At 73.3% G+C, this 22,343-nt stretch carries 21 protein-coding genes; 5 read left to right on the forward strand and 16 right to left on the reverse strand.

Features of this window, described 5'->3' with window-relative positions:
- Positions 1-68: 68 nt before the first annotated feature.
- From ABH931_RS38520 to ABH931_RS38570, 11 genes are all read right to left on the reverse strand, one after another.
- A complete protein-coding gene (locus tag ABH931_RS38520; protein WP_370124443.1) occupies positions 69-779 on the reverse strand; it encodes a hypothetical protein in 711 nt (236 codons plus the stop codon).
- The gene (locus ABH931_RS38525) at positions 776-1,459 is read right to left on the reverse strand and encodes an NUDIX domain-containing protein (protein ID WP_370124445.1); all 684 of its coding nucleotides are present in this window, start codon (positions 1,457-1,459) and stop codon (positions 776-778) included. Before ABH931_RS38525 ends, ABH931_RS38520 begins: the two co-directional genes overlap by 4 nt.
- Positions 1,456-2,658, reverse strand: a complete 1,203-nt coding sequence (locus tag ABH931_RS38530; RefSeq protein ID WP_370124447.1) for a pyruvate kinase — start codon at positions 2,656-2,658, stop codon at positions 1,456-1,458. The genes ABH931_RS38525 and ABH931_RS38530 overlap by 4 nt, the downstream gene beginning before the upstream one ends.
- Positions 2,655-3,692, reverse strand: coding sequence for a pyruvate kinase (locus ABH931_RS38535; protein WP_370124449.1), 1,038 nt, complete (start codon positions 3,690-3,692; stop codon positions 2,655-2,657). The genes ABH931_RS38530 and ABH931_RS38535 overlap by 4 nt, the downstream gene beginning before the upstream one ends.
- A complete protein-coding gene (locus tag ABH931_RS38540) occupies positions 3,689-5,335 on the reverse strand; it encodes a carbamoyltransferase N-terminal domain-containing protein (protein WP_370124451.1) in 1,647 nt (548 codons plus the stop codon). The genes ABH931_RS38535 and ABH931_RS38540 overlap by 4 nt, the downstream gene beginning before the upstream one ends.
- A gap of 7 nt (positions 5,336-5,342) precedes the next feature.
- Positions 5,343-5,651: a hypothetical protein gene (locus tag ABH931_RS38545; protein WP_370124453.1), complete on the reverse strand. Its 309-nt coding sequence runs from the start codon at positions 5,649-5,651 to the stop codon at positions 5,343-5,345.
- Positions 5,652-5,729: 78 nt separating this feature from the next.
- A complete protein-coding gene (locus ABH931_RS38550; RefSeq protein WP_370124455.1) occupies positions 5,730-6,596 on the reverse strand; it encodes a hypothetical protein in 867 nt (288 codons plus the stop codon).
- Positions 6,574-7,686, reverse strand: a complete 1,113-nt coding sequence (locus ABH931_RS38555; RefSeq protein ID WP_370124457.1) for a phosphotransferase — start codon at positions 7,684-7,686, stop codon at positions 6,574-6,576. Before ABH931_RS38555 ends, ABH931_RS38550 begins: the two co-directional genes overlap by 23 nt.
- Complete coding sequence (locus ABH931_RS38560) at positions 7,670-8,854, reverse strand: acyl-CoA dehydrogenase family protein (RefSeq protein ID WP_370124459.1); 1,185 nt, start codon at positions 8,852-8,854, stop codon at positions 7,670-7,672. Before ABH931_RS38560 ends, ABH931_RS38555 begins: the two co-directional genes overlap by 17 nt.
- Positions 8,851-9,864, reverse strand: a complete 1,014-nt coding sequence (locus tag ABH931_RS38565; protein ID WP_370124461.1) for a hypothetical protein — start codon at positions 9,862-9,864, stop codon at positions 8,851-8,853. Before ABH931_RS38565 ends, ABH931_RS38560 begins: the two co-directional genes overlap by 4 nt.
- The gene (locus tag ABH931_RS38570; protein WP_370124463.1) at positions 9,848-11,344 is read right to left on the reverse strand and encodes an FAD-binding oxidoreductase; all 1,497 of its coding nucleotides are present in this window, start codon (positions 11,342-11,344) and stop codon (positions 9,848-9,850) included. Before ABH931_RS38570 ends, ABH931_RS38565 begins: the two co-directional genes overlap by 17 nt.
- A 218-nt stretch (positions 11,345-11,562) precedes the next feature.
- Here ABH931_RS38570 and ABH931_RS38575 point away from each other — a divergent pair, with 218 nt between their 5' ends.
- Genes ABH931_RS38575 through ABH931_RS38590 form a run of 4 tightly spaced genes read left to right on the forward strand, consistent with a single transcriptional unit; the run spans position 11,563 to position 15,381 of the window.
- Positions 11,563-12,354, forward strand: coding sequence for a hypothetical protein (locus tag ABH931_RS38575; RefSeq protein WP_370124465.1), 792 nt, complete (start codon positions 11,563-11,565; stop codon positions 12,352-12,354).
- Complete coding sequence (locus tag ABH931_RS38580; RefSeq protein WP_370124467.1) at positions 12,351-12,632, forward strand: PqqD family protein; 282 nt, start codon at positions 12,351-12,353, stop codon at positions 12,630-12,632. Before ABH931_RS38575 ends, ABH931_RS38580 begins: the two co-directional genes overlap by 4 nt.
- Positions 12,633-12,660: 28 nt before the next feature.
- The gene (locus tag ABH931_RS38585) at positions 12,661-13,581 is read left to right on the forward strand and encodes an ArsR/SmtB family transcription factor (protein ID WP_370124469.1); all 921 of its coding nucleotides are present in this window, start codon (positions 12,661-12,663) and stop codon (positions 13,579-13,581) included.
- 24 nt (positions 13,582-13,605) lie between these two features.
- On the forward strand, positions 13,606-15,381 hold the full coding sequence (locus ABH931_RS38590) for an FAD-dependent oxidoreductase (protein ID WP_370124471.1): 1,776 nt from the start codon (positions 13,606-13,608) through the stop codon (positions 15,379-15,381).
- A gap of 57 nt (positions 15,382-15,438) precedes the next feature.
- On the opposite strand, the gene ABH931_RS38595 is transcribed toward ABH931_RS38590, so the two are convergent.
- The 5 genes from ABH931_RS38595 to ABH931_RS38615 form a co-directional block, all read right to left on the reverse strand.
- The gene (locus ABH931_RS38595; RefSeq protein ID WP_370124473.1) at positions 15,439-16,089 is read right to left on the reverse strand and encodes an O-methyltransferase; all 651 of its coding nucleotides are present in this window, start codon (positions 16,087-16,089) and stop codon (positions 15,439-15,441) included.
- Between the two features lie 79 nt (positions 16,090-16,168).
- The gene (locus ABH931_RS38600) at positions 16,169-17,494 is read right to left on the reverse strand and encodes an MFS transporter (RefSeq protein ID WP_370124475.1); all 1,326 of its coding nucleotides are present in this window, start codon (positions 17,492-17,494) and stop codon (positions 16,169-16,171) included.
- A complete protein-coding gene (locus ABH931_RS38605; RefSeq protein ID WP_370124477.1) occupies positions 17,481-18,593 on the reverse strand; it encodes a diiron oxygenase in 1,113 nt (370 codons plus the stop codon). Before ABH931_RS38605 ends, ABH931_RS38600 begins: the two co-directional genes overlap by 14 nt.
- A gap of 18 nt (positions 18,594-18,611) precedes the next feature.
- On the reverse strand, positions 18,612-20,783 hold the full coding sequence (asnB, locus tag ABH931_RS38610) for an asparagine synthase (glutamine-hydrolyzing) (RefSeq protein WP_370124479.1): 2,172 nt from the start codon (positions 20,781-20,783) through the stop codon (positions 18,612-18,614).
- Positions 20,784-21,150: 367 nt separating this feature from the next.
- Positions 21,151-21,765, reverse strand: a complete 615-nt coding sequence (locus ABH931_RS38615) for a hypothetical protein (RefSeq protein ID WP_370124481.1) — start codon at positions 21,763-21,765, stop codon at positions 21,151-21,153.
- A 345-nt stretch (positions 21,766-22,110) separates the two neighbouring features.
- Here ABH931_RS38615 and ABH931_RS38620 point away from each other — a divergent pair.
- Positions 22,111-22,343, forward strand: a 233-nt coding sequence (locus ABH931_RS38620) for a 3-deoxy-7-phosphoheptulonate synthase (protein WP_370124483.1), incomplete at its 3' end; no start/stop codon positions are given.

The raw sequence follows: 22,343 nt of genomic DNA on the forward strand, positions 1-22,343 counted from the left end.
AGCAGAAGCAGAAGCAGAAGCAGAAGCAGAAGCGGGCAGAGACGGAGACGGAGACGGGCCGGCAATCATCACATCCACCCCAACCCGACCACCCGTGGGGGCTCGGACAACCGCGGCAGCAGCTGGTGCAGGACCGTGCGGGCGAGGTCGTCGGGGGTGGCGGTGTCGGTGTCCAGGACCAGCCAGGCCGGGTCAGCGCCGACCCGGTCCAAGGTGAGCGCGTCCAGGGCGGCGACGGTGTCCGGACTCTGGCGCAGGAACAGGTTGAGGCCGTGCTTGGGCGGAGCGCCGCTGTCGCGGCGGGCGGCGCGCCGGGCGCGGGTCGCGGTGCGGCAGGTCAGGTAGACCTGGGTGGTGAAGGCGGGGGCGGAAGCGGACACCCAGGCGTCGTCGAGCAGGCCACTGCGGGGGGTGAACAAGTCGTTGAAGGACCGTTGGGTAAGCCAATACCGATCCTGGACCACCAGTGGACGCAGCAGGCGGGCATCGTCCTGGGCGGCGTAGAGGTGAGCGTCGGTGAGCAGTTGCGCGGAGCGGACGGTGTTGAAGGTGCGCCAGGCCCGCGGCGTGGGCGCCGGGCCCGGACCGTCGTCGAAGACCGCGAGGGCTGTCGTCATCATGGCGGCAAGCAGTGGCACCCCCTGGCACAGGACGGCGTGCGAGGGCCGGGCGGCCAGGCCACGGTCGGCCAGGGCCCGGGCGAGGTGGCGGGCCAGGGTGGTCTTGCCGCTGTACTCGAGGCCCTCGATGACAACGCCGGGCACCAGAAGGCGGCTCATGCCGTGGTCCATGTGGCGCGCAGTAGTTCGGCGTGCCGGCGCAGCGCCAGATGGTCCAGGGGGAAGGCAGCACACCGGGGAACGGCGTCGAGTGCGAACCAGCGGGCAGGCTGGCCCTGTTCCGCGCGTACCGGAGCGGCCGGATCGGCGGTGAAAGCGTAGGCCAGGCCATAAGCGCGTTCGGTGGCGCCCGGCGTGGCCGGCCCCAGCACCACAGCCGCCACGATGCCCGAAACCGGGCCAGGAACTACCGTCCCGGCCCTCACCCTGCCGGAAACCGTACCGGCCACCGTGATGCCAGTAGTTCCAGTGGTGGCAGTAACGCTGGTGGTGCCGGTGCCGGTGCCGGTGCCGGTGGCGGTGGTGCCAGTGGCCGGTACCGGGGTGACAGTCAGGCCTGTCTCCTCCGTCACCTCGCGCAGCGCTCCGGCCAAGGGCTCCTCCCCCGCCCACAGGCGACCGCCCGGACTCAGCCAGCCGAAACGGGGATGACGCACCAGCAGCGTTCGGGTCAGCTCCGGGTCGTAGACCCAGCCGGCGACCACCACCTCGCCCGCCTCGCCGCTCCCGCAGGCAGCCGCGGCAAGACGCCGCCGTGACCGGTAGGGGTCGGCCAGGGCACGGTCCGCCGCATCGGCGAGGGCCGGGCAGAACGCCGGCAGCAACTGGCGGCGGCTCACGACCGTACCCCGATCCGGGCGACGGCCACCGGGACCGCTCGCACAGCCGTCGTCTCGGCGGCCGGCACAGCCATGCCAGGAACCGCTCGCACAGCAGCAACCGGAGCAACAACCGGAACGGCAACCGGGACGGCAGCCCCAGCCGGAGTCGCAGCCGGGATCCCAGCCCGGGACGCTGCCCCGGTGGGGGCGTAGCGGTTACGCAGGGATACGGCCAGTTCGACAACGGCCACCGGGTCCGGGCCCGCCGCGGTCTCCTCGGCCAACATCAACCCGTCCACCCCCTGCTCCAGCAAATCGCAAACCGTGGCCAGTTCCGAACGATGCGGGAGCCAGCCCCGACCCGCGCTGGTAAGCAACTGGGTACCAACCACAACCGGGCAACCGGCACGCCGACAACCCTCCAAAACCGCCCGGACCGCCGCGTGGAACTCCAACGGGCCGGCATCGAGCAGCAAGTCACCACGCCCCAGCAGGACCCCGTCAGCAACAGAGGCAATAGCCGTGGTATGCCGCGCCCCCTCAAGCGTCTCGATCTTCGCAAACAACTGCGGCAAGGGGGTGGTGCCGTGAGTGGCAGCCCGCATCAGCGTACGGGCGCGGGTGATCTGGGCGGCGGACTGGGCGAAGGAAACCACGACCGCGTCGAAGACGCCGGCGCGGGCGGCGTCGGCCAGGCCCGCCTCATCGTCAGCGGTGAGCTCGCCCGCACCGGGCAACGCACCCGGCAGAACCAGGCCGCGCCGGATGCCCAGCACCCCGCGGGTCAGCGGGGTGACCTGGGCCCAGCCCGGGCCGGTGCAGGTCACCCGGAGCGCGTCCTCGCCGTCGCCGACCAGGAGGACGTCGCCCGGCCGGGCGCGGCCAAGGAGGTCGGCACCGTTCAGGGCGATGACCGGTCCGCCCACCCCGGCAGGGGTTCCGGTGGCACCGGGGGTGGTCAGCCAGAGGTGGTCCAGGCCGGCGAGGGGCAGCATCGTGTCGTTGCCCAGGCGGGTCTTGGCGCCCGGCAGGTCCAGCCACAGCCGCAGACCCGCGGCCCAGGGCTGGGCACGCAGTTCGCGGGCCCGGGCGATCAGCGCCGCGACGGGCGTCTTGGAGGCGGGCAGGCGCAGCACGTTCGCGCCCGCGTCGACCATGCCCGCCAGCAGACCCGGGGTGTCCAGGGCCGGGCCGAGGGTGGCCACGATGGACGTCATCGGCCGGCCGCCGCAAGAACCGGGAACAACGGACCCAGAGGGGTGGTCCCGTAGCGGGCGGCAAGTTCGGCCGCCAGTTGCACCGCGCGGACCGGGCGTTCCCCCACAGTGGTCTCCGCCGCGAGCATCAGCCCGTCGACACCCTTTTCCAGCAGGTGGGACAGGTAAGCCAGTTCGGAGCGGTTGGGCAGCCAGCCCTGGGAGAGGCTGGAAAGCAGTTGGGTACCGACCACGACCGGACAGCCGGCCTGCTGGGCCTTCTTCAGCAGGGTTTTGCCCAGGTCGTAGAAATCCGTCTCGCCGGCGTCCAACAGCAGGTCGCCGCGTCCCAGCAGCAAAGCGTCAGCGGCGGGCAGAATCGCATCGCTGTTGACGATCCCGGCACGGGTCTCAACCTTCGCGACCAGCGCCAGCTGGGCGGGAAGCCAGGCACGGACCTGGTTGAGGACGTCCGCGTCCTCAACAAACGAAACAATCACGCCGGTCAAGCCGAGCGGCGCCAGTTCGGTCACCAGTTCGCGCTCGCCACCGGCCAGGGAACGGGCGAGGGCGGGGCGCCCCAGAACGGCAACGCCCTTACGACGTCCCACCGCACCACGAGTGAGGGGCTGGGCGACCAGGTGGCCGGCGGTGACCTGCACGACGCGGGCCGCGTCCTCGCCGTCGCCGAAGACCAGCACGTCGCCGGGCTGGACCGGGCCCAGGCCCGGTCCGGTGACGCCGACCCGCGCCTGTTGGCCGTCGCGGTGGACGGGGGCGGGGGTGAAGTCGATCCGCAGCTGCGTGATGCCGTCCAGGTCGAGCCAGTCGTCGTTGGCCAGCCGGGTCTTGGCGCCGGGCAGGTCCAGCAGCACATCGGCGTGGCGACCGGTGCGCTGCAGTGCCTGGCGGATCGTGCGGAGTTGGCCGGCCAGCTGGGCGGCGTCGAACTTCGACGCGGACAGCCGCAGGCCGCCCACTCCGGCGGCAAGGGCCTGGTCCAGCACGCCGGGCGCGGTCAGGCTGGGCCCGACGGTGGCGATGAGGGAGGTCATGGCGACTCCTGGCGGGTGTGCAGGACGCCGTCGGACCAGATCAGCCGGATCCGGCCCCACTGCATCGCGGAGCGGACGTCGGGGAAGAAGCCGGAGCCGTGGAAGTTGGCGCTGGTGTTGCACAGGACCGGGACGCCGCTGAGGTGCTCGTAGGCGGTCAGCAGCTCGAACAGGACCGGGTCCTGGTCGGCGGCGACGGTCTGCAGGCGGGCGGTCCCGTCCAGGTGGCGCACGGCGGGGACCTTGTCGGCCCACTGGGGGCGGACGGTGTGCTCGAAGAGCATGTACGGGTCGGGGGTGCCCGGTTCGAAGACGTCCGGGGCCCGGTCCTGCAGGCACACCGGTGCGACGGGCCGGTACCACTCGCGGTCCTTGACCTCGTTGAGGACGTCCTTGGTCTTCAGCGACACGGCGGGCGCGAGGATGCTGCGGTGGCCCAGCGCCCGTGGCCCGATCTCGGCGCGGCCGGACAGGAACACCACCGGCTCGTCGCCCTCGTGGAGGATCCGGGCCAGCTCGGTGGGCGTGCACGGGGTCTGCGTCCAGCCGGGCAGGACACCGGAGTCGACCAGTGCCGGGCCGCTGTAGACGTCCCAGTCCAGCACGGAACGTTCCTGCTGGGTCATCATGGCGGCGCAGGCGGTGCCGATCGCGCTGCCGGAGTCGTTGGGGAACGGCGGCACCCACACCTGCTCGAACACGCCGCTGTCGCGCAGCGCGCTGTTCCACTTGATGTTCAGGCCGCAGCCGCCGACGACGACCAGGTTGCGTGCGCCGGGCGCGCCGGCGGTGGCCGTGCGGACGCCTTCGACCAGCAGTTCCTGGAAGGCCTGGTGGATGGAGGCGAGCATGTCCTGGGGGGCGACGTCGTCGAGGGCGATGCGTTCCTTGACGCGGCGCAGGATCTCCACGCCGTTGCCGACCTGGTGGAAGCGGTCGTCGGGGGTGCGGCCGGCCAGCACCTGGGTGAAGGAGTCGGCGATGACCGCGCGGATGTGGGCGACGGCCGCCGGGTCGGCGGTGCCCAGGGCCACATAGGCCATGATCTTGCCGGCCAGGCCCAGGACGTGCGGGTACTCGATCGGGGCGTCGAACGGCTCGAAGAGCTGGCCGAGCTGGAGGTAGGAGTCGCCGATCATCGGGAACAGCGGGCCGTGGCTGGTCACCTGGCGGGTGGCGCCGTCGACGTGGTAGAGGAACGGGAACATCCACCCGTCCCAGGCCAGCACGTAGGAGTCCTGGCCGGCCCGGGCGAAGGGGCTGGCGCAGTATCCGGAGGCGACGTGGCCCGCGTAGTGGGTGAAGCTGAGGTAGGGCAGGTCCTGCACCTGGAACTGCCAGGGCTGCAGCAGGTCCTCGCCGAGCAGTCCGCGGCGGTAGGGGGCCAGTTGCGCCTCGAAGTCCTGCCCGAACCACTTCTGCAGCTTGTGGGTCTTGTACCAGCCGTCGACGACGAAGTGGTCCACGTCCCTTGGCTGGTAGCCGTACTGGGCCAGCAGCTCGAAGACGATCTCGAAGTCCTTGATCTTGGCGTAGCGCTCGTTGTTGCGGAGCTTTTCCATCTCCACCGAGAACACCAGCCGGCCGTCGTCGATCAGTGCCACGCCGCCGTCGTGGGTCGTCTTGATCCCGCAGATCAGCACGGCCGGTTCACCCCTGCTCTGCGGTGTCGGACGCTGCGCCGGCCGCGACGCGGCGGGGGCGGAAGTCGATGACGAAGCTCTCCACGTCCTCGTGGTCGCGCAGGATCTCGCGGGTGATCTCGATCCGCTCGGGGAAGCGCGAGCGGACGCGCACGAGCGGCTGCTCGATCCGGTTCAGGCCGATGACCTTGTTGTCGGCCTCGATCTGGAAGATGAAGTCGTCGGCCCACTCCAGATGGGCGAAGAGCGGGATGTAGCGCTCCATCCGGGTGACCGCTTCCTCGCGGCTGTACCCGATGAACTCGATGGCAGGCATCACGGACTCCTTCGTGGGCGCGTGGGGTTTGTCGTTGGTGTCGGGGAGGGTGGTGCGGGGTCAGGGGGTGGTGCGGGGTCAGGCGGCGTGGGTGGCCGGGACCGGGCCGGGGGCCTGGCGCGGCACGGGTGGGGGCGGGGCCAGGGCGGTGACGGCGGGCAGGCGTTCTCGCACCCAGGCGGCCAGGGCCTGGGCCTGTTCCAGCGCGGCGGTGATCTTGGAAGCGGCGGTGGTGTCGGTCCCGGCCGCCAGCAGCCGCCCGAGCACCGCCGCGCGTGGCGCGCCGATCCGGTCCCGGGCCGCAGCCAGCAGGCCCGGCTGGCGCCAGCGGCAGGGGTCGCTCTCGCCGGCCGCGGCCAGGACCGCGGGCAGCAGCTGGGTGGCCAGCTCGCGCAGCACCCACGCGGCGGCCGCGGTGTCACCGGCGGCCAGCAGGGACACCAGCTCGTGGTGGCGGTCCGTCACCCGGCGCAGGTGGAGGGCGGCCAGGACCTCCGGCAGCCGGTCCAGGCACAGCGTCTCGCGCAGGACCTGGGCCTGCGTGGCCCCCGCCAGCACCACACCCGTGCGCAGCTCGTGCAGCAGCAGACGGTCGCGGTAGGGCAGCGGCGGCAGTTCGGCGCCCATCGAGGGGACGTCGAAGGCGAGCACGGTACGGCGCGGCGCCTGGGCCAGTGAGGTCAGGCGCGCGGAGGGGACGAACCGCACCCGGGCCCGTTCGCCGGACGCGAGCGCGAACTCTCCCCGGCCCGAGCCGGCCACATCGGCCGCCGCCCCACCGGGAGCGCCGGGCCCGGGGCCGATCAGCAGCAGCTCCAACGGCGCGGCTGCGGCGGCACGCGCACCGGCGCCACCGCCGGCCACGACCAGCACGTCCGTGGGCCGCACCGCCGCGACCAGGCCGGCGAGGTGTGCGGGCAGATCACCCGCGAACTGCGGCCACATGACCGACCACCTCGTCCAGTGCTCGCTCCACACCCGCACCGAGGGCGGCCGCCACACCCAGCCGCCGCGTCGCGCCCGCCAGCTCCGGGCCCTGGGCGCGGGCCAGGCCCGCGGCGGTGAAGCCCAGGCTCAGCCGCAGCACCGAACGCCCGAGCGGCTCACCGGCGCGGCGCTCGAACACGAACGCCTCGCCGGGATCGGTCTCGGCCGCGGCCCCCAGGTCTTGTTCCGGCACCAGCGACAGGGCGCTGAGCCCGTAGCGGAGCAGGACCAGCGCGTCCAGCAGCACCAGCCGGTCACGCTCGGCCGCGGTGGGCGAGCGGTCCAGATAGGTGCCCAGGAACTCCTCCGCGAGGCCCGGGCCGAGCGCGAGGGACCGCAGGACGGTCGCGACGTCGAACAGCGGGTCGCCGGGGCCGACGTGGTCGAAGTCGACCAGCCACGCCCGCCCGGCGTCGAAGAGGATGTTCCCGGGGTTGAGGTCGTTGTGGCACAGCACCGGCGCGACAGCCAGCGCGCCCAGCGCACCGCGCAGCGCGTCGTAGCAGGCCAGCGCCTGCCGGTAGTGACCCAGCGCCGGCCACACCGCGCTGCGGCGGCGTACCTGACGGTTCGCGACGCGCTGCTTGGCGGCGTACAGGCGGGCCGGCTCCGGCCACTCCAGGCGGTGCAGCCGGGCCAGCAGCCGGGCCAGCGACAGGGCCTGCGGGCGGGACGCGGGGCGGGCGGGCGTGCCGTCGACGCGGTCCATGACCAGCACCCCCGATCCCTGCAGGGCGCAGCGGACCCGGGGTGCGATCCCGGCGTCCCCGAGCAGCCGCGCGGCGGCGAACTCCACCCGGACCGCCTCGGCGGCGTCCTCGTCCACCGGGCCGTCCTGCGCGATCAGGCGGACCACGCAGCGGTCGCCGGCGTCCGGCCAGGACAGCCCGACGGTCTGCGCCCAGCCCGTCGGGGTGGGCGGGAAGTCCTCCACGACCGGCCGCTCCGCCGGGCGCAGCAGACGCGCCACGGTCTCCAGACGGCCATCCCCGCCGGCCGCCGAGGGCGGCAGGGTGTGCTCCGGCACGTGCTCAAACGAACGCGGCATCCGTCTCGCCTCCCAGCAGCAACTGTCCCGACCACTCCAGAACCCGGTGCTGGCCCACGACGTGCTGGCACGCCGTGGTCAGGTCGCGCAGCGCCCGCTCCAGCGGGGTCCGCGCGCGGAACGTGGCCTGTGTGCCCACCAGGTCGTACAGCTCGGCCACGATGCGCCGTGCGGTGCGGAACGCGTCGTAGCGCGCCAGCGCGGCCTCCGCGCGTTCGCGCGGCGTCGGCTCCTGGCCGGCCTCCATCCGCCGCCACAGCGCCTCGACGGACGCGTAGACCGCCGCGCGGGCGGCCGCGCGCCGCATCACGCACTCGGCCAGGACGGTCTGCACCCGCGCCGAGGACCGCCAGGGCTGCCCCGGACCGTCCTCGCGGTGTTCGGCCAGCGCGAGAGTGAAGTCGATGGCCGTGCGCGCCACACCGAGCGGCACGCCCGGCATCTTGCGCACGATCGCGTCGCAGCGCCGGTACAAAGGCTCGTCGCGCCAGGGCTGCTCGAAGGAGAACGTCTGGTCCGCCGGCACGAACAGGCCCTTCGCGCGGTAGTCGCAGCTGCCGGTGCCGGCCAGGCCGGTGGTGTGCCAGGTGTCCTCGACCTCGAAGCAGGCGGCCGGCGCCAGCACCATCCGCACCACCGGGCGTCCTTCGGTGTCGCGCAGCGGCGCACCGTCGCGGTGCACGGTGCAGCCGCCGGCGATGACGTCCGCGTGGGTGCAGCCGCTGCCGAACCGCCAGTGGCCGTCGACGAGGTAGCCCCCCTCGACCTCGAGCGCGCGTCCGACCGGCGCCACCCAGCCGGCGGTGACCAGGTCCGGGTGGGGGTAGAGCCGCTGCGCGCCGGTGGGCGGCAGGTAGCCGGCGTAGATGCCGGAGTCCATGCCGATCATCGCGCACCAGCCGACGGCGGCGTCCGCCGCCGCCAGCTCCTCGACCAGCTCGATCTGCTGCATCGACGTCAGCCCCGGCCCGCCCTGGGCCTGTGGGAACGCCGCCCGGAAGACCCCGGCGGCCCGCAGTTGCTCCACCACGTCCGCGGGGAGCCGGCGCACCTGCTCGATCTCCTCGCCGCGGGCGGCGAGCTGCGGGGCCAGCGCGCGGACGTTGCGCATCAGCTCGTCGAAGCCCACCGGCGCCGTACCACTCGCGTGCAGGGCCAGGGCGCTCATGCCGCCACCTCCTGCCGCAACCGGGGGCCGGCCAGCAGGTCCAGCACCGCCATGCGCAGGTACAGGGAATCGCGGACCTGGGTGAAGTACAGGCCCTGGGCCAGCTGGTCCACGTCCGGGTGCAGTTCGTCCTTGCGCGGGCCGGGGTGCAGCACCAGTGCCCGCGAACGCGTCGCGCGGATCTTCGCGGCGGTGATCCGGTACTGCTCGGGCGTCACCTGCGCCGCCTCGGTCAGTGAGCGCGGGTCCGCCTCCAGGGACGGGATGTCGATCGGCATCATCTCCACCGCGTCGGCCTCCACGAGAAGCTCCTCGACGCTCCCGCGGAACTCGTACGGCACCGCGTACGCCGCGAGCGCCGCCTCGAGGTCGGCCGGCAGGGCGTGGTGGACGATGCCCGCCGCCGGTGGCGGAAGCAACGGCACACCGGGCGGGACCAGGAACAGCAGCCGGCCCACACCCGACCGTGCCAGCAGCAGCACCAGGGAACGCAGCACCCGCGTGCCGGGGTCGCCCACGACGGCGACGACCGCGCCCGCCACGCCGCCGAGATGACGCCACAGCGTCCACACGTCACTGAGCGCCTGCGTGGGGTGCTCGTTGGATCCGTCGCCGCCGTTGACGACCGGGCACGCCGCCACTCTCGCGGCCCGCACACCCGCGCCGGCGACGAAGTGGCGCAGCACCACCGCGTCGGACAGCTCCGACACCACCTGGACGGTGTCCTCCAGCGACTCCCCGATCCACTCCACCGAACGGCTCGTGCTCGGGTCGGCGAAACCGGTCACCCGCGCGCCCAGGCGCAGCGCGGCGGCCTCGAAGCCCAGCCGGGTCCGGGTACTGGGCTGGAAGAACAACGTCGCCACCACGGCGCCGTCCAGCAGCGTCCGCGCCGAGGACCGGGGGGTCGCGCGCAGCGCCTGCGCACGCTCGAGCAACCGGGACACCTGTGCGGGCGTCAGGTCGGTCACCGAGACCAGGTGGCGGGGGAAGTCAGCGGCCGACGGCATAGCGCCCCCTGGACAAGGTCGCGTTCGGGTCCAGCACGCCGCCCAGCCGCCGCAGCAGTTCCTCCACGCCCGGCTCGCCGCGCAGCGCGGCGGCGGTGTCCATGTGGTCCACGTCCAGGCGGTACGGGGGGAAGCCCGCCGCGGCGAAGCGGACGTGCAGCTCGTCCAGGAGCGTCCGGGCCCGCGCGGCGGCCGCGGCCTCGCGCCGGAACCGGATCGCGACGACCAGGTCGACCCAGGACCCGGGCAGCACGTTCACGGTGTGACCGACGCTCACTCCCGGGCCGGCGTCACCGCGGATGGTGTCCAGCAGCTCCACCGCCGCGGTCACCGCACCCGCGACGGCGGGCAGGACCGGGGTGAAGAACAGCAGTCCCTGCGTTCCCTCGGCGTCCGCCGCCTCGACGGACGCGCCGAAGACGTGGGCGACCATGGCGTCGTTCGCGCTCGGATCCCCGGCGTAGGCCCGCAGCGTGGCCTCCTCCGCCACGGTCGTGCCGGGATCGCCGGGACCGAACCGGCGGCGCCCCTCACCGATCCCCTTGGCCGCCGCGGCACGCCCCAGCTCGGTGAGGGTGGCCTCCACGAGAGCGGGAACACCGGCGACGCAGAGGTAGGCGTGGTAGCCGGCCGGTGCGACACCGCCGTAGGTGGCGGCCGCACCCGCGTTGAAGATCTTGACGACGCCCGTCGTCATCCGGTTGCGGGCGGCCCACCCGACGAAGTCGACCGCGTCGGCCAGCCGTGACGCCGGGAACGAGAGCCGCAGCACCTGCTGCACGGCCGGGCGCGGCACCAGCCGCACCGCCGCGGCGGTGACCACGCCGAACCCGGACTGCACGAACAACTGCGCCAGCCCCGGCCCGACCTGGTGCGGGTAGGGCGCGTTCGCGAGCCCGGCCCGCGGGAACCGGCCCACGTGCACCAGCGAACCGTCCGCGAGGGCCACCTCCAGGCCGAGCAGGTCCCCGGTGCGCTGCCGCCGCAGGCCCACACCGCGGTCCAGGGCGTTGCCGACCACGCTGGTTCCCGCGGCGGAGGCCGTGACGTTGAGCATCCAGTCGGAGCCCGCGACCACACGCGCCAGCTCGCCCTGGGAGACACCGGGTTCGACGACCGCGACGCCGCTGCGCAGGTCCAGCAGCCGGATCATGCGCAAGCGGTGAAGGCGCAGCAACACAGCGCCGTCCGCCACGGGCTCGGCGCCGCCGAAGCCCCAGTTGCGGCCGGTACTGACCGGGTGGAGATGAACACCCGCGCCGTCGCGGCGGTACAACGCGCGCAGCACGGCGCGGACCTGCTCGACGGAACGGGGAGTCAGCGCCGCGGCGGCGCGGCCCCACAGCGCGCCGCCCGCGGTGGGGGTCTGGCGCGGGCCTGTGGGCAGGGCCTGGATCTGGTCCGGTTCGAGGGCGCCGGCGAGCAGCTCCCCCAGGTGGCCGGTGTCGAGGGCGGGATCGGCGTCCAGGACGAGTGACATGGTGGCGAGCACCTCCTCCCGCGCCGTGGCGGCGCACCCTGGCCGAGCCGTCCGCTGCGGCGCGCCGCCACTATGACCCAGGCGCGAACGGGCCATCAACGGACGGTGTTTTCCCTGTTCAACTGCGGGTTGGCACCAGTTGAACGAGCGGTGACACGGCTGATGGCGGCGAGGAGTATGCGGCTGTGCCTGGGTGTCGACGAGGAGCGGGGGCAGGTATGGAGCAGCAACGCACGGATCCCGAGGACTGGCTCGCGCCGCTGCGCCGCCGCGGGCTGGTTCCGGCGGACTGCCTGGCGGGTTTCCTGGTCGGTTCGGCGGCCCGCGGGTGGACGAACGCGCGCAGCGACTACGACATCTATCTGGTGACCGGGTCGGTGTGGCAGACCGAGACCAGCAACCGGATCCCGATGCCGCTGAACCCGCCGCAGACGCACAGCGAGACCTTCTACGAACAGGGCCGCCGCTGGGAGGTGACGTACTGGCTGGAGAGCCAGTTCGACCAGCTGCTGGCCAAGGTCGCCTGGGAGGAGTACGAGCGGGGCTTCGCCGGCGAGGTGCTGACGCCGCGTGAGGAGGTTTCGCTCGGGCGGCTGGCGACGTGCCTGCCGCTGCTGGGCCCGCAGTGGATCGAGTCGGCCCGCGGCAGGCTGGCCGCGTCCGCGTTCCGCTCCTTCGTGGTGGTGCGCTCGCTCGGGCTGGCCGACGACGCCGTCGAGGACGCGCTCGGTCAGCTGGAGTCCGGCAACCCGGAGAGCGCCACCATCTCGGCGCGGCGGGCGTTCGGCCACGCCGTGGACGCGCTGCTGGAGGCGGAGGGCGAGTACGGCAGCCACATGCCCAAGTGGCGTCCGAACCGCCTGCGCGCGATCGCGCCGCCGTTCCTGCGCTTCGAGCAGTACTGGGCGCTGGAGACGATGCGGGACTACGACCCGGACGCGCCCGAGCGCTGGATCAAGGACGTGCTGACGATCTGCCAGGAGATCTCGATGCGGGTGGAGACGACATGACGGCCCCGGCGGTCCTGGACCCGACGGCCACGCCCCGGCGCTGCCTCGGGGTGCGGATCCGGCGGGTCAGGGGGGAACTGCTGCTCGGGGTCGGGCCGCAGTCACTGGCGCTGTCGGACGTCGCCGAGCTGATCTACACGCGGGCCGACGGCTCGCGTTCGCTGCGGTCCATCGCCGAGGAGGTGGCCCGCGAGTACGGCATCGCGCCCGAGGAGGCGCTGGTCGACGTCGGCGACTTCGTCGCCGACCTGGTGGCGCTCGGGGTGGTCACATGCTGACCGCGCCGCGCCCGGGGACGCGGCCACGATGATCCACCTCACCCTGGACGAGGAGAGCCTGAACACCGTGCGGCTGGCGTTCAGCCCGCTGTGGGAGACCGTCGCCAGCATCGCGCTGCTGGCGCGCTACCGCGGCGAGGTGCCCTCGCCGTACACCCGCTGGGCGCGGACCGTGCGCCGCACGATGCCGCCGGAGGTGCTGCGCGGCCTGATGGCGGAGATGAACCGGCCCACCCGCAGGGTCTTCCCGCAGAGCTTCGTGCACCTGCCGGACGCGCGGCGCGCCACGCTCGGCGCCGAGCTGGCGCACCTGCGCGAGCAGGGCGTGGACTCGGCGGAGGCGCTGCACTGCATGGAGCTGCTGGAGCAGTACTGGGAGTGGGCGCTGGCCCCGCACTGGACGGCGATCCGGACCTGCCTGGAGGAGGAGGTGCTGTTCCGCGGCCGGACGCTGGCGACCGTCGGGCCGGACGCGATGCTGGGCGAGCTGGGCGGCCGGGTCGACTGGTCGGGCCCGACCCTGACCGCCCCCTACCGGCGCGATCTGCAGCTGTCCTTGCAGGGGCAGCGGCTGCTGCTGGTCCCGACCGTGTTCACCGGCGGACTGCGGTTGTTCACCACGGCGCACGAGGGGGTGGTGGCGATGGCGTACCAGGCGCGGGCGGTGGGCTTCCTGCAGGCGCCCCCGGCGCGCGAGCCCGCCCGGGAGCGCCGGGACCGGCTCGGCCTGGTGCTGGGGCTGGGGCGCGCCCAGGTGCTGCGGTCCCTGGAGATCCCCAAGACGACCACGATGGTGGCCGGCGCGCTCGGGCTGGCCAAGTCCACCGTCTCGCAGCACCTGTCGGTCCTGGCCGACGCCGGACTGATCTGGCGTCAGCGCCTGGGCGGCCAGGTCTTCTACCAGCTCGACCGCGGCGGGTTCGCGCTGCTGGAGCACCTGGGGCACTGACCTGTTCGAGTTCGAGGAGTTGCGATGGCACCGACAGCGGACGACGACTTCGACACCGACGTGCTGGTGGTCGGCAGCGGGCCGGCCGGAGGCGCGGCCGCCGTGCTGCTGGCCACCTACGGGGTGCGCACCACGATGGTCAGCAAGCACGGCTGGGTGGCGGACACCCCGCGCGCCCACATCACCAACCAGCGCACCATGGAGGTCCTGCGCGACCTCGGCCTGCAGGCCGAGGCGGAGGCGCTCGGCACGCCGCAGCAACTGCTGGGCGAGAGCGTCTTCTGCACCAGTCTGGTGGGCGAGGAGATCGCCCGGATCCGCACCTGGGGCACCGAGGACGAGCGGCTGAGCGAGTACGCCGCCGCGAGCCCGTGCACGGTGATCGACCTGCCGCAGCCCTACCTGGAGCCGCTGCTGGTGGGCCACGCCGCCCGGCGCGGCGCGGCGGTGCGGTTCGACACCGAGTTCCTGGGACTGACCCAGGACGAGCACGGCGTCACCAGCGTGCTGCGGGACCGGCTGCGCGGCGACGAGTTCCAGGTGCGCAGCCGCTACCTGGTGGGTGCGGACGGCGGGCGCAGCCGTGTCGCCGAACAGGTGGGCCTGCCGTTCCGGGGTGAGGAGGGCAGGGGCGGCAGCATGAACATCGTCTTCCGCGCCGACCTGGGCCCGCTGGTGGAGCACCGGCCGGGCGTCCTGTACTGGGTGGTGCGTCCGGGTGAGGGCATCGGCGGGATCGGCATGGGGGCGCTGCGGATGGTGCGCCCCTGGCACACCTGGATGGCCGTGTGGGGCTACGACATCGACGGCCCCGAGCCGGTGCTGGACGAGGGCGAGGCGCGGCGCATCGTGCACCGGATGCTGGGCGACGACCGGATCGAGGTGGAGATCGAGTCGACCTCGCTGTGGACCGTCAACCAGCGCCACGCGACCCGCTACTGCGCCGGACGGGTCTTCTGCGCGGGCGACGCGGTGCACCGGCATCCGCCGTCCAACGGCCTCGGCTCGAACACCTCGATCCAGGACGCCCACAACCTGGCCTGGAAACTGGCCGCGGTGCTACACGGCCAGGCCGGACCGGGCCTGCTGGACACCTACTCGGCCGAGCGGGCGCCGGTGGGCGAGCAGGTCGTGAGCCGGGCCAACCGCAGCACGGCGGAGTTCGTGCCGCTGTTCCGTGCCCTCGGCCTCGGCGACGGGCTGGCGAGCGCCGATCCGGGCGCCGGCCTGCGCCTGGCCCGCGCCGCCGACCGGGCAGGTGCCAGGGCGCGGCGGGAGCTGGCGCAGGCGATGCAGTTCAAGCACTACGAGTTCAGCGCGCACGGGGTGGAGCTGAACCAGCGCTACCGCTCGGCCGCGGTGCTCGAGGAGCCGGGTGCGGAGGAGCGGGAGTGGGCGCGCGATCCGGAGCTGTACGCGCAACCCTGCGCACGGCCGGGCGCGAAGGTCCCGCACGTGTGGCTCGTGGACGGCCGCGGGCACCGGATCTCCACCCTGGACCTGGTGGGCGGTGGCCGGTTCACGGTGCTGACCGGGCTCGCGGGCCACGCGTGGGAGACGGCGGCGGAACGGTGCGAGCGGGAGCTCGGCGTGCCGCTGCGCGTGGTGCGGATCGACGCGGAGGGGGCGCGCGACGCCTACGGCGCCTGGCAGCGCGTCAACGACGACCTGGACGAGGAGGGCTGCCTGCTGGTGCGTCCCGACGGCTTCATCGCCTGGCGTCAGGACGAGCCGGTGGCCGACGCCGCGCAGGCGGCGGCGCAGCTGGCGAAGGCTCTCGCGGCGGTGCTGCACCGCTGAGGCGGGCGGGGCGGCGAGCCGGCCGCGGGCGCCGTCGGCGCCCGCGGCCGCGGCCGTTCACCGCTTGCGGACCAGCGACATGCCGTCCGCCATCGGGACCATGACGACGTCGACGCGGTCGTCCTTGGCCAGGGCGGCGTTGAAGTCGATGACGGCGTGGTCGACCTCGTTGGTCGGGTCAAGGACGCGGCCGCTGCGGAAGACGTTGTCGAAGACCAGCAGGCCGCCCGGACGCAGCCGCCCCAGCAGTTCCTCGTAGTAGTCCCGGTAGCCGGTCTTCTCGGCGTCGACGAAGGCGAAGTCGAACGAGGGGCCGGACGGCAGGGCGCGCAGCGTCGCAAGGGCGGGGGCGATGCGCAGGTCGATGCGGTCCTCGACGCCCGCGGCCCGCCATGCCTCGCTGGCGATGGGCGTCCACTGGTCGCTGATGTCGCAGCAGATCAGGCTGCCGCCCTCGCCGAGCCCGCGGGCGATGGCGAGGGCCGACATGCCGGTGAACGTGCCGACCTCGATCGCGTCACGGGCCCCGGCCAGCCGCACCAGCAGGGTCAGGAACGCGCTCTGCTCGGGCGCGGTGCGCCAGTGGGCGACGTCGGCGAACTGCTCGGTGCGTTCGGCGATGCGCTGCTGGATCGGGTCGACCGGGGCGCTGTGCGCGAGCATGTACGCGTGCAGGTCCGCGGGCATCAGCAGGGTGCTCTGTTTCATGCGTCGTCAGCCTCGCTTCGGGGGAGGGGACATCCCACCTGGTGGGCGTCCGGACGCACCTGATGATGACGCAACGCCCTCAGGCCGCCAATGGTTGTTCGGCGGGCACGGCCTTGGACTGTTCAACCGCCGCGGTCCGCTGCGCCGGCTGCCCGGCGGGCTCGGGGTCGGCGAGGTCGCGGCGGGCGCGGACCGGGCCGGCGGCGAGGATCAGCGGGCCCGCCAGCGCGGCGGCGCAGACGGCCCAGAAGGCGGGCCGCAGGCCGACGGCGGTGGCCAGCACGCCGCTGAGGGCGGCGCCGATCGGCGCGGCGCCCCAGGAGACGAACCGCACCGTGGCCATGACCCGCGACAGCAGCTCCCGCGGGGTCTGCGTCTGGCGGTGGGTGCGGGTGACGATGCTGCCCACGACCACGCCGGCGGCGAAGCCCGCGTTGCCGAGCGCGAAGCACCAGGCGTCACCGAGCCCGGTGGTGAGCGGGGCGAGCAGAGCCAGCAGCCCGCCCCCGAAGCCCGCCAGCAGCAGGGCGCGGGCGGTCCCGACGCGGGCGGCCAGGCGCGGCGCGGCCATCGAGCCGAGCAGCGCGCCGACGCCCTCGGCGGCGACCAGGACACCGATCAGCCCGGCCGGAACATGGGCCTGGCGTACCAGGTAGACGGGAGTGAGACCGGTCAGCGCACCGCAGACGAAGTTGGTGGCGGTGGCCCACAGCATGCACGGCAGCATGACGGGGTGCCGCACGACGAAGGTCCAGCCCTCGCGGATCTGCGCGAACAGGCCGGGCCTGGGGCCGGCGGGGACCTCGGCCCGCGGGGCCTCCGGCAGGGACCCCAGGGTGAGCGCGGAGACCAGGTAGCTGAGCGCGTCCGCCAGCAGCGCGGCGACCGGCCCCAGCAGCTGGACCAGGGCGCCGCCGAGCGAGGGACCACCGGTCTGCGTCACCGCGAGGGTGCCGGACATGAGGCTGTTGCGGGCGTTCAGCTCCTCCTTGTCGACGATCGCCGGCAGGAACGTGGCACTGCCGATGTCGAACAGGACCGTGGACAGGCTGACCACGACGGCCGCGGCGAGCAGGTAGGGGTAGCTGAGCCGGCCGAGCCACCACACCAGCGGGACGGAGCCGATGGCCGCCAGGCGGGCCAGGTCCATCGCCACCTGCAGGCGGCGCAGCGGGAACCGCTGGACGATGACGCCGGCCGGCAGTCCCAGCAGCAGCCAGCCGATCTGGCCGCCCGCCGCGAGCAGGGCGACCTGGGCGACGGAAGCACCCAGCTTGAACACGGCGACCAGCGGCAGCGCGATCACGGTGACGGCCGATCCGGCGCCGCTGACGCTGGTGGCGAACCAGTAGCGGCGGAACATGGCGGCGGCGCGGGCCCTGGCCGCGGCCTCAGGCGCATTCACGGGACTCGTTCTCCTCGGCGTGGTCACGGTGACGGGTGCGGGGCTCGGTGCGGTGGTCGGTGGGCTCGGCCGGGGCGGGCCGGGCGTTCCTGGCGGTGCGGGCGGCGGCGTCGAGCGGCGGGTGGAGTCCGGCGCCGGCGAACGCGTCACGGGTGCGGTCCTCGTCCAGGGCGCCGATCTCGGCGAAGTAGCGCACGGCGGGGCTGGCCGCCTGGGCGACGGAGCGGCTGAGCTCCTCGGCGGGGCAGGACTCGGCGATGACCTGCTCGGTCTCGGCCGCGGTGAGTCCGACCGAGGCGAGACGGACGGCCAGCTGGGCGTAGTCCGGCTCCAGGAAGGAGAAGATGGCGGCCGGGATGTGGGGGCCCACGGCGGAGCGCTCACGGGCCGTCAGGGCGGGCCACAGGTGCTTGAGGACCGAGCGGAAGTAGATGTGGTGGCGGCCCTCGTCCTCGGCGTGGTCGCGGACCAGGTCCCGCACCGGCTGGGCCAGGCGGGTGTCGCGCGGGATGTCGGACAGGATGCCGGAGATCAGCGTCTCGCTGACGATGGCGAACAGCAGCGACTCCAGGCCCCGCAGCTCCGGCGGCAGCACCTCGCGCAGCTCGTCCAGGCGCCGGGCGAAGGCGGGCGGCGTCGGCGAGTCGCGGGAGGAGACGCCGCTGACGACCTCGACCTGGCAGGCGAAGTCGTAGGAGAACTGGGCGTGCCAGGCCTCGTCGGTGACGATCTTGAAGGCGTCGGCGCGCATCTGCTCCGGCAGGTGCAGACCGGACTTCCCGCGCGCGACCGCGGTGGCGACCGGGATCACCGCGAGGCTCTCCAGCTCCACCGTGAAGTTCAGGTAGTCGTAGAGCCGGTAGAGCAGCAGCGTGCGCACGACCTGCTCGCCTCGGGCGGCCACGAGCGGGTGCCCGACCACGGGATGCAGTTCCGGCGGGAAGTAGAGCTCGCTGTCGGCCGCCAGCAGCCGGCGTGGCCGGCGCCGCACGCTCGCCAGCTGCTCCCAGCGTTCGAAGCGGCCCGAGTAGCGCGCGGCCGGCGGCCGCGCGGACACGTCACCGGGGACGAGCTGCTCGAGGGCGAGGCGTTCGTACATGCCGGCACCGTCCCCGGGTCACGAAGCGATCGTCAGGAGCTCGCCGGCGAAGAGCTCGTCGAGGTCCTCGCGGACGTCGTCGAGCCGGTAGCCGGCGCTCGTGGCGGCGCTGTCGAGGGTGGTGGCACCGTCGAGGCGGCGCAGCACGGACAGGACCGGGGTGTCGTCGTCGAAGACGTACTCGATGTGGCCGGCGCTGATCAGGAACCAGGCGGACTGCTCGGCGTCGGTCAGCAGCACGGCCTCGGCGGCGAGCGCGGCGGTGTCCCCGGGGTTCCAGCGGGGGGCGCAGGCGAACAGCTCCGGGGAGGGCGCCTGGTTCTCCTCACGGCCCAGCGCGAGGCCGACCGGGCCGGGCGAGAGGTCCGCCAGGCGCGGCGGCTTGGCGGCGAGGTCGGCCAGCAGGCCCATGTTGACGACCCGCATGAGCAGTTCGACGGCCGGGTCGTCGGTGTCGCCCTCCCCGAAGCCGGCCAGGGTGCGGCGGATCGTGTCGGCGTCGAGGAACAGGTCGGCGTCGGGAGCGGCCAGGGCGCGCTCGATCAGCTCGTGGTCGTTCGCCCGCAACAGCCGCACCAGCATGCGGTAGGCGTGGCGGGTGCCGGAGCCGTAGAAGAACGGGCCCTTGGGGCGTTCGGCGATCCGCCGCGGCAGATGGGGGGCCACGGCCTCGCGCAGGATCCGCTTGTCCCACAGCAGCCGTGGGCGCAGCCGGGGCGGGATGACGGCGGCGATCTCGACGAGGCGGTGGTCCAGGAAGGGGACGCGGGCCTCGATGCCGCTGCCGGCGGCGGTGCGGTCCTCGTGCCAGACGTTGTACTGCTGCGTCTTGACGTACTCGGACTCGAAGTACCGCCGGAACAGGTCGACGTCGCCGGCCGGCGTGCCGGCGAGCGCGCGTTCGGAGATGAACGAGCCGCCGTCGGACCACCAGCGGCCGAGGCCGGGGCGGCGGTCGAGCTCGGTGGCGCGGTGCATGTAGTGCAGCCCGGCCAGGAAGGCGCCCCAGTCCTCGCCTCCGTACACGCCGCGGGAGTAGCCGCCGTTGAACTCGTCGCTGGCGGCACCGAGCAGCATGCCGCGCAGCTCGGGGCGTTCCTGGCGGGCGAAGCGGTGCATCTCGTGCTTGTAGTAGACCTCCGGACCCGTCATGGGGTGCTCGGAGAGCCACAGCAGGCGCACCCACTCCTCGGGCGTCGGGGTGTGGTCGCCCGAGAAGAGGACCTGGTGGTTGGGAACGCCCAGCTTCCCGGCGATGAAGGCCGCGTTCTCGGCGTCGCCGTTCTCGTGGGTGCCGCCGCTGAGCGCGGTGAAGGTGTGGATGCCGTCCAGGTGCGGCGCGGCCAGGGCCAGCACGGCGGAGGAGTCGATGCCGCCGGACAGGAAGAGGCCGAGCTCGGTGTCGGCGGTGGCGCACTCGCGCACGGAGTCGGTCAGGACGGCGCGGTAGCGCTCGACGAACTCCTCGGCGGTGGTGGATTCCTCGAACTCGTCGGGGATTTCCCAGTAGCGGTGCGAGACCGTCTTCCCGGTGGCGAGGTCGATCCGCACGACGGTCGCCGCGGGAACCGTCTCGATTCCCTCGAACCAGGTGCGGACCCCGGGCTCGGAAAAACGCGGGGACGCGGCGACCAGCGCCGCCGAGAGTGCCTTTTCCCAGTCGAATCCGCGAGGGGTGCGCGGGTCGGCGAAAAGGCCCTTGATCTCCGATGACAGGGTGATCCGCTCACGGTCGCGGTGGTAGTAGAGCGGCTTGATCCCGAATCGGTCGCGGGCCAGGATCAACTGGCCGTTGGCCCGGTCGAAGAGGATGACCGCGAACATCCCGCGCACCTCGCGCAGGAAGTCCAGGCCGTGGCGGCGGTAGAGGTGCAGCAGGATCTCGCAGTCCGAGCCGGTCTTCGGCCGCTCGCCGGGGGGAAGCTGTGCGGCGAGCTCCCTGTGGTTGTAGACCTCGCCGTTGGCGATCAGTACCAGGGAGCCGTCGTGGCTGGTGAGGGGCTGCCCACCGTGCTCGGGGTCGACCAGGGAGAGCCGGGTGAAGGCCAGGCCCACCGGGCCGAGCCGGAGCACCTCGCGGTCGTCGGGCCCCCGGTGGTGCAGGATGTCGGCGAGCTCGTTCAGGAGGGCGTCGGTCTCGGGACCGAGGTCGCGCCCGTCGAGTCGGGCGGTGCCGGCGATGCCGCACATGTGGGTTCCTTCAGCCGTGGGACGTGCTCGGGACCGGAAAAACGCATGGGGCGCACCTCCCAGGGGAGAAGGTGCGCCCCATGCCGGGGAATCAGGTCATGGAAATGAGCGCGGTGTTGGTGTCCACCTGCTTCTGAGCCGTCGGCTTGGCGTACTTCTTCATGGCCGTCCTCCCATTTCTTCGGGGGTGTTCCGGGGAATTCCGGTGGTCATTCCTGGGATCGGGGCGGTGGAGTCGTTTCGGGATTTTCTCCCGGAGCTGTCCGGCCCGATGTGGAAAACATTAGACCCGCCTCCCTGGATGACGGAACCGGGTTCGGTCAGTACCGAACACAGGGGCCTTGGAACCCGGGGAACCGCGCCGGCGTCAGCAGGCGCGGGCCGGGTCCACGGAGCCGCTGACGATGACCCAGCCGCCGTCGTAGCGGGCCTGGTAGACGGCCGGGTGGTGGCCCGTGGGGGCACCGGCGACACGGACGCCGGTGGACTTGTGGACCTTGTAGAAGCCGGTCTCGTCGACGCAGTCGGTGATGGTGGCGGTGTAGGGGCTGGCCGACAGGTTCAGGGCGGTCACCGAAGGGTCCAGCAGCGGCTGACCGTGGGTCACCACACCGTCGGCCTGGTAGGTCTGCAGCGCCGAGCGGACGGCGGAGTCGGCCGGGCCGGTGGCGTAGCGGCCGAGCGGGACGTCGGTGAGGCTGCCCTGGGTCCAGGCGCTGACGGCGCTGTTCCAGTAGCCGCGGTAGGCGGCCAGGACCGCCGTGTCGGCGTCCGCGGTGGCGTTGGGCTGCCCGGGTTGGCCGGGGGCGGCCGGCACGCTCTCGGTCGTGCCGGCGGGCGCGTTCTGGGCCGAGGAGAAGCGCGCACAGCCGACCAGGCCGAGCAGGGCCAGTGCCACGGCGGCCGTGCCGCAGGCGGCGCGGCGGACGGCGTGCGGGCGGGCGGCGGACGGACCGGCGGCGCGGGCGGGGCGGACGTGCATGGTCTTCTCCTCAGCGGGGGTGCGGGTGACGGCCCGGACGGCGGGCCACTTCCGAGACTGACGTGCTCATGGCGGATTTGTCAGCCTCGGCCGGCGGCGAGCAGGACCTCGATCGGCCGGCTGCCGCGCCGTCCCCTCAAGACTCCTGCGGCGCCCGGATGCCCTGCGTCCGTCGCCAGAGGTAACTTCTGACCGCACGTCATCACCGCGGACGACGGCCGTAGGCCGGGAGGACGAGGGGACGTCTCAGGGTCCACGCCGCGTTCAGCTCTCGTTCCTCGACACGGGGACAGGGCCGGTGACAGCCTCGCTGACGTGACGGTGACTTTGGAGAATCTGGAGACCCTGGAGCGCCCGCTCCCCGACGACGGCCGCTCCTGGCTGTCCCTTCCCGCGGCGCAGCAGCCTGAATGGCCGGATTCCGAGGCTCTGCGCAAGGTGCTTGCGGACCTCGCTTCCTATCCGCCGCTGGTCTTTGCCGGCGAGTGCGACCAGCTGCGCGCCCGGCTTGGGGCTGTCGCGCGCGGTGAGGCGTTCTTGCTGCAGGGCGGCGACTGCGCCGAGGCCTTCGACGCCGT

The sequence above is a fragment of the Streptacidiphilus sp. MAP12-33 genome (assembly GCF_041261265.1).
Classification (GTDB): Bacteria; Actinomycetota; Actinomycetes; order Streptomycetales; family Streptomycetaceae; genus Streptacidiphilus.